Below are 13,410 nucleotides of genomic sequence, written 5' to 3'. Positions count from 1 at the left end.
ATAATAAAATAGTATAGAAGAGGCTTAAATTAAGAAAGTCTTTGTATTAAAAATAAAAAATGATAAATACTAAAGGGAGTGTGAGTATCCGTGGACGTCGGACCGAGTTATAGGCGTTTAAAAAATCAATTAAATAATGAGAATACTCACCTTGTTTTAATGCAAAGGTAGCTTTTTGTGCTGTCACAAAATCACCACTTGCACTAAAAAGGTGAGGGGTGGAGGATGTGAAAAGATGAAACAAATTTATAAAACATTTGATGCAGGGCTAAAAGCTATTGAATCCTTCGAAGAAGGCGCATGGATTAATTTAATTAATCCTACACCACAAGAGATTAACGAAATTTCTGAGGCTTTCAATATTGAAGTTAATCATATTTTATCCGCACTGGATGAAGAGGAAAGAGCTCGTATTGAAGTAGATGATAACTGTACAGTTATTATCGTAGACGTACCTATTAAAGAAACAGAAGAAGGTATGGGTGATTATGCTACCATTCCAATGACTATTATTTTAGGCGATAAGTTCATTATTACAACTTGCTTAAAAAATATTCAGTTACTAGAGGATTTTAGTTCTGGTAAAATTAGAGGTTTCTTTACCTATAAGAAAACAAGATTTATATTACAGCTTCTTTATAAAAATGCGTCTTACTACTTACAATACTTAAGACACATCGATCGTATGAGTCATAAGATTGAACAAGAGCTTCATAAATCTATGAAGAATAAAGAGCTTATTCAGCTTCTTGATTTGGAAAAGAGTTTAGTATACTTTACAACATCACTTCGTTCTAATGAAATTGTACTTGAGAAGATGATGAGAATGGAAAATGTAAAGCAATATCCAGAGGATGAAGATTTGCTAGAAGATGTTATTATTGAAAATAAACAGGCTATTGAGATGGCCAACATTTACAGTAACATTTTAAGTGGAACCATGGATGCATTTGCATCTGTTATTTCTAACAACTTAAATATTGTGATGAAGACTCTTACTTCGATTACTATTGTTATGTCTGTGCCAACAATGATTGCTAGTTTCTGGGGAATGAACGTTATAGTACCATTCCAAGATGGCAGCCCATATGCTTTTGTGGGAATAGTAGCTTTCTCAATTGCTTTGACAGTATTACTAGCATTATTTATGATTAGAAAAAAATTATTTTAAATAGATAAAATAGCTATACTCCTAATAAGTTTAAACTTGTTAGAAGTATAGCTATTTTTGCGTGCGGGTTAAGCTTTATGTCATAACTATTTAGAAATGTGTCGTGTCGTTGATGAGGATACTGTTGGGCGGAAATGATAGGATAAGGGCTACCTTCCGGAATTCCGCTCCGTATTTTTTGAAGCACTAAGGCTCATTTTTTTGATGAACGTGCGAAAACTCCTTTCAGTCAAACACTCGCACTAAAACCCATCAAAAAAGTTCACCAAGTGCTTCTAAAAAATACTACGAAGTCATTCCTTCAGGCAGCCCTTATCCTATCATTTCTTACAAGCGTTATTAATCTCATAAACGCTGGGGCCCCTAAACGAGAAGTGCAGAAAATAGATATCAACAATAATGCGTAAAGCCACTCTCTTGAAGTGTTTTCAAAAAAGAAAAGCCCCCTCATTTTCCTCCAGACGTAATTCTCATAAACACCCCCGACAAATTTCTGTTTGTATAGCTGAATAGTTACAACTTTTTTATAAAAGGCATATTATGTATAAAAATAATGCATCTTGGGAGAACCATATTGGACTACATAAGGAGCGTAATATAATAGAGGCATAAATGAAATTAATAAAGATGCTTTATAAAAGTGTTTTATTAATCTAGGAGGGGTATGATGAGTAAGAGAATATTGAGTAAGTTAAGACAAGCTATTAGCTGTTATGCAAGAAAGTTTGTTTTACCTATTGGACTAGCAATGATGTGTATTGCGCCTAATTGTGTATATGCCTATAGTGCTGAAACCAATGAGTGGAAGAATGTACAAATTTATGGTGGGGGAATGATTACAGGTATTACTTTTAGTGAAGCAGAAGAAAATCTTATCTATGCTAGAACGGATATGGGTGGTATTTACCGCTGGCAGGAAGATACTGGGAGCTGGAAACCTCTTACTGACTGGGTAGGACCAGAAACATGGAGTAATCTAGGTTGTGATGGTATTGCTACAGATCCAACAGACCCTAACCGTGTTTATGCACTGATGGGAGAATATGATAATGGTTGGACAGATGTACCCGGAGCAGTATTTTGTTCTAATGATAAAGGAGAGACTTGGGACGTAGTAGAATTACCATTTTTCTGTGGTAGTAATATGCAAGGAAGACTAATGGGAGATAGGTTGATAGTTGATCCTAATAAAAATTCTAACTTGTATCTTGCATCACGTAATAATGGTTTATGGAAGAGTGAAGATTATGGGCACACTTGGAAAGAAGTGACTTCATTTCCCACCAAGGGAACTTTTAAGTACGACAAAGGAACGCAGTATGAAGGTAATCTAGGTTTAACCTGGGTAATTTGTGATGAGAATTCAAATAAAGTAGGCTCAGGTTCTCAAACTATTTATGTAGGTGTAGGAGATCAGGCACATTCTATTTATAGAAGCAAAGATGGCGGTAAGACATGGGAAGCACTCCCTAATGAACCTAGAGGAAAAGTAACCAATGAAACAACAGGTGAATGGAAAATAGAGGAGGGGGTAACTTACTTACCTTATCAATCTTATCTTACTAAAGATGGCATTCTTTATGTAACTTACTCAACTACGGCAGGACCTTATGAAACAGGTTATGGTGATGTATGGAAATTTGATACGAATACAGATACGTGGACACTTATTAGTCCTAAATCAAGTAAAACAGCACCTGATGATCCTTACTATCCTTATAATGGTATTGCTGTAGACCCACAAAATGAAGATAATATTGTGGTTATTTGCCAATCCTGGTGGCCAGATATCTTCATGTATAGAAGTACAGATGGTGGAGAAACTTGGAAGAATGTTTGGGAATGGACAAGTTATCCAGATCGTAAGCTCTACTATAAGATGGATATTTCAGATGCACCATGGTTAGATTGGGGGAATAAAAGTCAAGCAGGTGGAAGTGCTGAAATTTTCCCTAAGTTGGGTTGGTGTGTAGGGGCTATAGATATTGACCCATTTAACTCAGATCGTTTAATGTACGGTACAGGTGCTACTTTATATGGTACTAATAACTTAACCAACTGGGATCAAGGTGGACAGATGGATATTACCGTTATGGCAGATGGTATAGAAGAAGTTGTATCTAATGCTTTAGTAGTAGTACCAGGTGAAGATGATGGACTCATTAGTAGCTTATATGATGTTAATGGTTTCTATCATAGTGATGTCACAAAGGTACCTAGTATTTTGGCCAATGTAAAGGCTGGAGATAAATATTCTAGCTTAAACAGTTCAGTAGATGTGGATTATGCAGAGCTAAATCCTAATATTGTTGTACGTGTAGGGGAAAGAAAAGAAATAGATGGCTACGGTAATTATTTAAATGGTATGATGTGGTCAAAAGATGGAGGAAAAACATTCTCTCCTATTAGTAGTAGAATCGGTAGTAGTATAGGTGGAGGAAAAGTTGCATTATCAGCTGATGGTAATACGGTGGTTTGGGCAACGCCAGATGAAGCTGTAAGCTGGGCTAATGGAGGATATAACTGGACTGCTTCTATAGGTATTCCTGTAGGTGCTAGAATTGCTTCTGATCGTGTAAATCCAAAGGTATTCTATGGTTATAAAGATGGAAAAGCTTATGTAAGTACAGATGGAGCTAAAACTTTTAAAGCTGTAACAGTTGATGGATTACCTAGTGTAACAGATATGAACATCAAGGCAGTAAGAGGACACGAAGGTAATGTATGGATGGGAACTAGCAAGGCTACCGCTAAAGAAGAAAATGGTTTTTGGTTCTCTGAAGATTATGGTAAAACTTATACCAAGATTTCTGATGTGGAGGAAGTAAATTCATTTGGCTTTGGAAAAGGCAAGGAAGGTTCTAGCTATGAAGCTATTTATATTGTTGCCAAGATAGAGGGTCAACATGGCTTCTTTAGATCTGATGATAAGGGAGAAAGCTGGGTAAGAATTAATGATGATAACCATCAATATGGTTTAGTTGATCCAGGCTGTGATGTTACAGGAGACCCAGATGTTTATGGTAGAGTATACATAGGAACTAATGGACGTGGTATTGTTTATGCTGATACTGGTAATGACACGCCTATAGTAAGTAGTAGCATTACCCCTAAATCAGCCACCTTTGATAAAAAAGAGGAATTACAAGCTGATGTCAGTGTAGAGGTTGTAGATAATGGCAATAAACTAGTGGCTATTAAAAATGGAACCACAGTTTTAACAGTTGGAACAGATTATGTAGTAGAGGGTAACAAGGTTACTGTTCTAAAAAGTTATCTAGTTACATTAGCTAATGGCACAGCTCAACTAAGCTTTGATTTTGATAATGGTATAGACCCAGCATTAACTATTACCGTTAAGGAAACAGTTAATAGTGCAAGTTTAAGTACTAATGAAGCAGTTTTTGATAAAAAAGAAGGATTACAAGCTGATATTACTGTTGACTTTGAAGCAAATGGTAATACATTAGTTGCTATTAAAAATGGTGAAAAGACATTAGCTTTAGGTAGTGATTATGTAGTAGAAGGAAATAAAGTAATTATTTCAAAGGCATACCTATCAACATTAGCTGAAGGAGTAGCTGTGTTGACCTTTGACTTCAATAAAGGAAATGATCCAGTACTAAATGTTACAATATCAAAAACAGTAAATAATGCCAGCTTAGAGACAACAAGAGCTGAGTTTGACAAAGCAGTTCCAAAGGATGTTCAAGTTGTTATGAATCTAAAGGGTAACGCACTAGAAAACATTAATGTAGATGGTAAAGTCTTAGCTAAAGGTACAGATTATGTAGTGGAAGGTGAAACTGTTACTTTAAATAAAGTATTTTTAACCACACTTGAAAAAGGTGAACATACCTTGAGCTTTGTATTTAGTGAGGGTTCTTCAGCTGATTTTGTAGTAAAAGTAGTTAATACTGCAGAAAAAGATGCTGTTGTTACTCCAACAGAAGTAAGTTTTGATAAAAAGGTAGAAGCTAGGGCAGATATTAACTTAGAGGTAGCCTTTAATGGAAATAGTTTAGTAACCATTAAAAATGGTGAGGTTGTTTTAGTAGAAGGTAAAGACTATATAGTGGATGGAGATCAAATAACTATTTTATCTAGTTATTTAGAGGCTTGTCCTTTAGGAGAGAGTAATTTAATTTTTAACTTTAGTGCAGGAGCAGTACAAAAAGTGAAATTGAAGGTAGTGGATACAACAGAGGTTGTTGTACCTACAGGTGGGCTTAGCCTTGCTTTAACTTCAACAGGAGGAACAACAACTAACACGATTTGTAGCACATTTAAAGTTCAAGTAACAGATGGAAATACATATGATTTATCTAAAGTGACAATCCGTTACTACTTTACAGCAGAAGATAGTAGTGTAGGTCAAAGCACATGGATAGATAATGCAGCTATTCAATATAGTAAATCACCATGGTATGTTAATATCAATAGTAATAGTGCTTGGAAGATTGTTAAGATGAGTGAAACGACATCTACGGCATCACACTATTTAGAGTTAAGCTTTAGTGGAGATTATTCTTTAGATACAACAGCTAAAGTGGAAGTAGCTACAAGATTAGCCAATACTAATTGGTCAAACTTTGACCAAAGTAACGACTTTTCTTATAATGATGCAAATCATGTAGCTGTTTTCTATGATGGCGTATTAGTAAGTGGAGTGGCGCCTCAGTAAGTAATAATAATTTTTAGAAGGAATCACTAGGTTTAGGCTTAGTGATTCCTTTTTCTATTTTTTTGGGGAAAGAAAGTTTTTGTATTCTTTCAGTAGGAAGAAAAGGTGGGAGTAATATAGAGGTTACTGGAAAGAAGTTTACTTTTATGAATAAAGAATATATGATTACACCTAGAGGATATGTGTTAGGATTCTAATTTTGGGTGAAACTTCATATAGTCTGCATATAGCTACAGTTCCAGAAACAGCAGGATATGATTACTTGATTTCTGTAGTGACAAACCATGGTAAAGCGCTAGTGACTAAAAAGGTAAATCCATTAAGCGTAATAGGTAGGCAAAACCAAAGCTAGCAGATAGTAAAAAAAGAGGGATAAGGGATGAAAAGAGCGATACTAGTAGTGAGTTTTGGATCAAGTTATAAAGAGACGAGAGAAAAGACGATTAAACCATGTGAGGAGCTTATTGCTTCAGCCTTTGAAGGATATGACTTCTATAGAGCTTTCACGTCTAACATAATTATTAGAAAAATTGCTAGGGTAGAAAATATAAAAATTAATAATCCTATAGAAGTACTAGATGAGTTAGTTGCAGCAGGCTATGAGGAAGTTGTTGTACAAACGCTTCTTGTGATTTGCGGTGAGGAATATGGCAAGCTTAAAGGGCAAGTAGAGTGCTATAAAAATCAGTTTAAGAAGATTGTATTAGGTAGCCCCTTACTTACACAAATTGAGGATTATAAAGCAACAGTTGAAGCTGTGAAAACAGAGCTTCCAACATTGAAAGAGGGAGAAGGAGTAGTTTTGATGGGGCATGGGACGGAATATGAAGCACATTCAGCTTATTGTGCACTGGATTACATGTTTGACCAGGAAGAATTACCAGTTTATATGGGAACAGTAGAAGGATATCCAGAAATTAGAGAGATTATTAATCGTCTTAGAAAAGCAGAAGTAAGAAAAGCTTATCTCATTCCGTTTATGTTAGTAGCAGGCGGTCATGCAATTAATGATATGGCAGGAGATGAAGAGGATTCGTGGAAATCAATTTTAGAAGCAGAGGGATTTGAGGTAGAATGTATTTTAAGAGGTTTAGGAGAAAATCCTAATATTAGAAAATGCTTTTTAGCCCATGCGCAAGAAGCAGAGAAGGCTATAACGATATATACAGGAGACTAAGAAAAAAATTCATATTTCTCCACCATACTTATTAATAAGGATAAAAATACGAAATGATAAAAGGAAGGGGGCACACTATGTGTTTTGCAGTTGTTGGGGTCAACCATAGAAATTGTCCCATAGAAATACGAGAGAAGGTAAGCTTTACCCGTACTAAGCTAGTAGATTGCCTACATGAGCTTAGGGTAGAAAAGAGCTTACAAGAAGTAGTCATTCTCTCGACTTGTAATAGAAGTGAGATTTATATCTATGAAGAGAATATAGAAAGTGCTATTTTAAAGGGCATAGCGTTTTATCAAAGCTATTTTGTAAAGGGAGACATCACTCCTTATTTATACATAAGGCAAGGTGAAGAGGCTGTTAGACATTTATTTGAAGTGGCAGCGGGGCTTGATTCTATTGTTGTTGGTGAAGACCAGATATTAGGGCAAGTAAAAAAAGCACATGAGGAAGCCATGAGTGAGCATACTAGTGGAAAGGTACTTAATAAAATTTTCCGTGAAGCAATTTCTACAGCTAAGCTCATTAAAAGTGAAGTCAAGATATCTGAGCATTCCTTATCTATTAGTCATATTGCCGTCAAGTTTTTAAAAGAAAAGCAAGAAACGCTTAGAGGAAAAAAAGTACTCGTTATTGGGACAGGCGAAATGAATGAACTGGCCATTAAATATTTATTAGAGGAGAATATAGGAGAAATTTATGTGACTAATCGTACACATACTAAAGCAGTAGAACTAACAGAAGTATATGAGGGACTGATTCCGATAGCTTATGAGGAGCGTTATGAAGTGCTACCTCAAGTGGATATGGTGATTTCTGCTACGGCATCACCTCATATTATTTTACAAGCAAAGCAAATGCCAAGTTTAACAAAAAAGCTGGATATTATGGACATAGCCATGCCGAGAGATATTGACCCGGCTATTAATGAAATGGAACTTGTAAATGTCTATGACATTGATGCACTAAAAATGATTGCTGAGGCTAACAATGAACGTCGCTTGGAACTTGTTATAGCTGCCCAGAAAGAAATAGAAAAAGCAATTCAAAAGCTCATGAGATGGTTAGAAGCACTCAGTATAGAAGAGGTGATTCATGGCCTAGATGCTTATTGTGAAGACATTAAAGCACATACAACAAGGCTCCTTGGTAAGAAAATAATAAGCGAGGAAATAGATGAAGAAGCTATGCATATGATTATGGAAGAGGTCTTAAAAAGATGCATACGTACGCCAATTGCGAAGCTGATGACTACTGAAAACCTAGAGCTAAGAGCACAGTATGCAAAGACGCTATCAGAGTTATTTGAACTAAACTAAGAAGGTGAGAGACAAGATGAAAGTAGTTATAGGAACAAGGGGAAGTAGACTAGCACTTACTCAAACAAAGTGGGTCATTGATGAATTAGAAAAGCATTACCCAGAGCTTGCTTGTGAAATGAAGATTATTAAAACAAAGGGTGACCTTATTCAAGATAAACCACTAGACAAAATAGGAGATAAAGGTATTTTTACTAAGGAAATCGAAGCTGAGCTATTAAAAGGGAATATTGATATGGCTGTGCATAGTATGAAAGATATGCCATCGGAATTACCTTTAGGATTAAGATTCACTAGAACACTAAAAAGAGAAGATGCAAGAGATGTACTCATCTTAAAAGAGGGATACGCTAGTATAGAAGATTTGCCTATAGGTGCAACCATTGCAACAGGCAGCAAAAGGAGAAAGTATCAACTACTTGCTTATAGATCAGATTTAAATATAGTACCAATTAGAGGAAATGTAGATACGCGTCTTTGTAAATTAGAGGAAGAGAAGTTAGAAGGTATTGTTCTGGCAGCGGCTGGGCTTCACCGATTAGGTCTTGCCGATAAAATCACCTGCTATTTGCCTATGGAAATCATGCTTCCTGCACCTGCACAAGGCGCATTGGCTATAGAAATAAGACAAGAGGATACAAAGGCGTATGACTTAGTCAAGGTTTTAGAAGACCCTGTTAGTAGCATACAGGTTGAGGCAGAACGGGCTTTTATGGATGCTATTAATGGAGGATGTCATATGCCTATAGGTGCGTATTGTGAAGTTATAGGTACAAAACTTCGAATGAGAGGCTTGTTAGGGGATGAGTTAGGTAAGAAACTTGTGATTAAGGAACTTTGTGCGCCAATAGGAAGTGAAAAGCAGTTAGGAGAAGAGTTAGCGAGTGTATTAAGAAAGGAATTTGAGAAAAATGACTGGTAAAGTATATTTAATAGGTGCAGGTCCAGGTGATTACAAACTCCTAACACTAAAGGGAAAAGAATGTTTAGAAGAAGCGGATGTCATTATTTATGACCGCTTAGCAAATGAAGATTACTTGAGGATAAGCAGCTCTACGTGTGAATGTATTAATGTTGGGAAAGCCTCTAGTAACCACACCATGCCTCAAGATAAAATTAATGAGCTGCTTGCAGCAAAAGCTAAAGAAGGCAAAGTGGTAGTTAGACTTAAGGGAGGAGACCCTTATGTTTTTGGAAGAGGTGGTGAGGAAGGTGAATATCTCTTTGATAGAGGGATTCCTTTTGAAGTCATACCAGGTGTTACTTCTGCTATAGGTGGATTGTGCTATGCGGGCATTCCTATTACTCACAGAGAATGTGCATCTTCTTTTCACGTTATTACAGGTCACTTAAAAGATGGTTCGAAGGATGAAATAAATTGGGAAGCTTTAGCAAGTTTAAAGGGGACCTTAGTATTTTTAATGGGTATTAGTAATTTAAAGAAGATTACTGAAAATCTTTTAGGAGCAGGTAAGGTAAAAGAGACACCAGTAGGGCTAGTGAGCTGGGCCACGAGGTATAATCAGAGCGTTGTAATAGGAACTCTAGAGAATATTTATGAAAAGGCACTAGAAAAAGGTATAAAGCCTCCTACGATGATTGTTATTGGTGAAGTCGTGAATCTAAGAGAAAAGTTAAATTTTTTCGAAGAAAAACCACTCTTTGGCAAGCAAATTGTAGTGACAAGAACGAGAAAACAAAGCAGTCAGCTGATGGAGATGATTAATGATTTAGGTGGAAGAGCTATAGAATTTCCTACTATAGAGATTACACCTATTAAAGAGAATACTAGGCTTAAAGTAGCTATTGAGCACCTTAAACAGTATACATATTTGGTATTTACAAGTCCTAATGCAGTAGAGGTTTTCTTCGAGGCATTAGAAGCAAGTGGCAAAGATGCAAGGGTACTTGCTCATTTGAAAATAGCTGTTATAGGTGAAGCAACGAAAAAAGCTTTAAAGCAAAAAGGAATAGTTGCTGATAGGATGCCAACTAAAGCTGTTGCAGAAAGTTTAGCAGATTGTTTAAAAAAAGAACTTACAAATAAGGATTATATACTGCTTCCTGACTCAGCTATTGCACGAGAAGGTTTAGTGAGTAGTTTGGAAGCAGTCTGCAAGGTAGATGAAATTCCACTCTATACCACAGTTCCAGTAAGAAATGTAGCAAAGGGTGAAATGAGTAGCAAAGAGCTAGTAGAAAGGCTGATAGCAGATGAAATAGATTATATGACTTTTACTAGTTCGTCTACAGTACATCATTTGATTGGTCGTATAGGGCAAGAACATATAGCAGCCCTAGCCCATGCAAAGCTTATTTCTATAGGGGAAATAACCACTCATACACTTAAGACGTATGGCCTAGAGGTATACAAAGAAGCTAAGAAAGCGACCATGACGGATTTAGTAGATTGCATGGAGGAAAAGTAGAACGTAAAAATGAAATATAAAAATACAGCTGAGACAAGAGAACAATAGGAAAAGAAGGGAAAGGTAGTATGTTAGAAAGACCAAGAAGATTAAGAGTAAGTGATTCAATAAGAAGTTTAGTAAGAGAAACAAAGCTTCATGTGGAAGAACTCATTTATCCACTTTTTATAGTAGAAGGTGAAAATATAAAAAGTGAGATTGCCTCTATGCCAGAGGTTTATCATTTTTCTATAGATAAGCTTAAAGAGGAGATAGAGGAAATTAAAGCATTGGGTATTTGTGCTGTATTACTATTTGGTATTCCAAAGGAAAAGGATACATGTGGTAGTGAAGCCTTTGCCAAAGATGGTATTGTACAAAAAGCAGTTCGCCTTATTAAGTCTATAGCCCCAGAGATCATAGTGATTACAGATGTTTGTATGTGCGAATACACAAGCCATGGGCATTGTGGCATTTTAACAGAAAGTGGTTATGTAGATAATGATAAAACATTAGATTTCTTAACTAAGATTGCAATAAGTCATGCAGAGGCAGGGGCGGATATGGTAGCACCTTCAGATATGATGGATGGACGTATTGTAGCTATTAGAGAAGGGTTAGATGAGGCAGGCTATATAAATGTAAGTATTATGGCTTATAGTGCTAAGTATGCTTCTAGTTTCTATGGACCTTTCAGAGAAGCAGCACATTCAGCCCCTAGCTTTGGGAACCGTAAGACTTATCAGATGGACCCCGCCAATACGAATGAAGCATTACGTGAAGGTCAGCTAGATTGCCAAGAGGGAGCGGATATTATTATGGTCAAGCCAGCACTTTCTTATTTAGATATTATTTATCGCTTTAAAGCCAATCTTAATAAGCCTATTGCGGCATATAACGTAAGTGGGGAGTATTCTATGCTTAAATTAGCTGTTAAAAATGGCTTACTTAGTGAGGAAGCAATATATGAAAGTGTTCTTTCTATTAAGCGTGCAGGTGCTGATATCATTATTACTTATTTTGCAAAGGACATAGCGCGCCAACTAAGAGTTAAATAATACAGGAGGAATAAACCATGAATCACAGTAAATCCAGTATCCTTTATGAAGAGGCGGTCAAATATATTCCAGGAGGCGTCAATAGTCCTGTTAGAGCATTTAAAGCAGTAGGACTTGAACCTATTTTTGCAGATTATGCAGAGGGAAGCAGACTAACGGATGTAGATGGGAATACGTATATTGACTATATTTGTTCATGGGGACCATTATTACTTGGGCATAGCCCTAAAGCAATTGTTGAAGGTATTGAAGAAGTAGTAGCTAAAGGAACCAGTTATGGGGTGGCAACAGCTATTGAGGTAGAGATGGCAAAGCTTTTGGTAGAAGCTTATTCAGCTATAGATAAGGTGCGTATGGTCAACTCTGGAACAGAAGCAACGATGAGTGCCCTAAGAGTAGCAAGAGGTTATACAGGTCGTAATAAGATCCTTAAATTTGAAGGATGTTACCATGGACATAGTGATGCACTTTTAGTTCAATCAGGCTCAGGTACATTAACGTATGGCGTACCTACAAGTCCAGGGGTACCAGAGGATGTTGTCAAACATACGTTAGTTGCACGTTATAACGATTTAGCAAGTGTACATGCATTATTTGAAGCCAATAAGGGTGAGATTGCTGCAGTAATTGTAGAACCTATAGCAGGCAATATGGGCGTAATTGAAGGGAAAAAAGCATTCCTCCAAGGACTGAGAGAACTTTGCAGTAAGGAGGGGACGGTTCTAATCTTTGATGAAGTGATCACAGGCTTTAGAATCGCCTATGGTGGAGCATCAGAATACTTCGGTGTTGCACCAGATATGGTTTGCTTTGGTAAAATCATTGGAGCTGGTTTGCCGGTGGGGGCATATGGTGGTAAGTCAGAGATTATGGACATGGTTTCACCTATTGGGACCGTTTATCAAGCAGGAACCTTATCAGGTAATCCACTTGCTATGTATATGGGGAAAAAGAATCTTGAACTTCTAAAAACAAATCAAGAGGTATATAAGGTATTAGCTACAAAAGCAACAAAGTTAACTGAAGGATTTAAAGCGAATCTTGAGAAGCTAGGTTTGGAATTCACAGTAAATTGTGTGGGCTCTCTAGTTTGTTTGTTTTTTGCAAATGGTCGTATTGAAAACTATGATGATGTAAAGCGCTGTGATACGGAGCTTTTCACCATTTATTATAAAAAAATGATGGAAAAAGGTATTTTATTACCTCCTGCACAGTTTGAAGGAATGTTCTTATCCGCAGCTCATTCTGATGAAGATATAGAAGCAACCATTAAAGCAAATTACGAAGCTCTAGAAATGGTTAAAATTTATTTGGAAAGAATATGAGAAGCCATTAATCAATGGGCAATGTTGATTAAGCTGTTAATTTCATTTTGATTAAAGTAATGATTTTTTTATAATAATGCTATTACTATACAGTACATTAAAATAACTTAATCTAAAAGGGACTAGTGGAGAAGCACTAGTCTCTTTTAGATTAAGTTATTTTATATAATATTTAAAATATAAGGATAATAATTAAATAAATAACTATAAACAAAAATGATAATTATTATACTTTTTTAAAAATAAATGTATTATTATAGAAGTAATT

Annotated in this window: 10 protein-coding genes; all 10 read left to right on the top strand. The window is 36.1% G+C overall.

The window, feature by feature from the left end; genetic code table 11:
* The first annotated feature begins 235 nt into the window (after nt 1-235).
* Nucleotides 236-1,171 carry a magnesium transporter CorA family protein gene (locus CLOLE_RS18370; protein WP_013658620.1) on the top strand — a complete coding sequence of 312 codons (936 nt, stop codon included), beginning with the start codon at nt 236-238 and terminating at the stop codon, nt 1,169-1,171.
* Nucleotides 1,172-1,838: 667 nt separating this feature from the next.
* The gene (locus CLOLE_RS18365) at nt 1,839-5,855 is read left to right on the top strand and encodes a X2-like carbohydrate binding domain-containing protein (protein WP_013658619.1); all 4,017 of its coding nucleotides are present in this window, start codon (nt 1,839-1,841) and stop codon (nt 5,853-5,855) included.
* A gap of 62 nt (nt 5,856-5,917) precedes the next feature.
* A complete protein-coding gene (locus CLOLE_RS23850) occupies nt 5,918-6,052 on the top strand; it encodes a hypothetical protein (RefSeq protein ID WP_270049146.1) in 135 nt (44 codons plus the stop codon).
* A 2-nt stretch (nt 6,053-6,054) separates the two neighbouring features.
* A complete protein-coding gene (locus CLOLE_RS23165; protein ID WP_157864078.1) occupies nt 6,055-6,207 on the top strand; it encodes a hypothetical protein in 153 nt (50 codons plus the stop codon).
* A 27-nt stretch (nt 6,208-6,234) separates the two neighbouring features.
* Nucleotides 6,235-7,032, top strand: coding sequence for a sirohydrochlorin cobaltochelatase (locus tag CLOLE_RS18360; RefSeq protein WP_013658617.1), 798 nt, complete (start codon nt 6,235-6,237; stop codon nt 7,030-7,032).
* A 77-nt stretch (nt 7,033-7,109) separates the two neighbouring features.
* Nucleotides 7,110-8,351: a glutamyl-tRNA reductase gene (gene hemA / locus CLOLE_RS18355; protein ID WP_013658616.1), complete on the top strand. Its 1,242-nt coding sequence runs from the start codon at nt 7,110-7,112 to the stop codon at nt 8,349-8,351.
* 16 nt (nt 8,352-8,367) lie between these two features.
* A complete protein-coding gene (hemC, locus tag CLOLE_RS18350; RefSeq protein WP_013658615.1) occupies nt 8,368-9,273 on the top strand; it encodes a hydroxymethylbilane synthase in 906 nt (301 codons plus the stop codon).
* Nucleotides 9,263-10,780 (top strand): uroporphyrinogen-III C-methyltransferase, encoded by a 1,518-nt coding sequence (cobA, locus tag CLOLE_RS18345; RefSeq protein ID WP_013658614.1) that lies wholly within the window; start codon nt 9,263-9,265, stop codon nt 10,778-10,780. Before hemC ends, cobA begins: the two co-directional genes overlap by 11 nt.
* A gap of 68 nt (nt 10,781-10,848) precedes the next feature.
* Nucleotides 10,849-11,817, top strand: coding sequence for a porphobilinogen synthase (hemB, locus tag CLOLE_RS18340; RefSeq protein ID WP_013658613.1), 969 nt, complete (start codon nt 10,849-10,851; stop codon nt 11,815-11,817).
* A gap of 17 nt (nt 11,818-11,834) precedes the next feature.
* Nucleotides 11,835-13,142, top strand: a complete 1,308-nt coding sequence (gene hemL / locus CLOLE_RS18335) for a glutamate-1-semialdehyde 2,1-aminomutase (protein ID WP_013658612.1) — start codon at nt 11,835-11,837, stop codon at nt 13,140-13,142.
* The last annotated feature ends 268 nt before the right edge of the window (nt 13,143-13,410 follow it).

Origin of the sequence: Cellulosilyticum lentocellum DSM 5427, assembly GCF_000178835.2 — a bacterium.
Lineage (GTDB): Bacteria > Bacillota > Clostridia > Lachnospirales > Cellulosilyticaceae > Cellulosilyticum > Cellulosilyticum lentocellum.
Note: the sequence above shows the minus strand (reverse complement) of the source record. Positions and strands in the feature narration are given on the sequence as shown.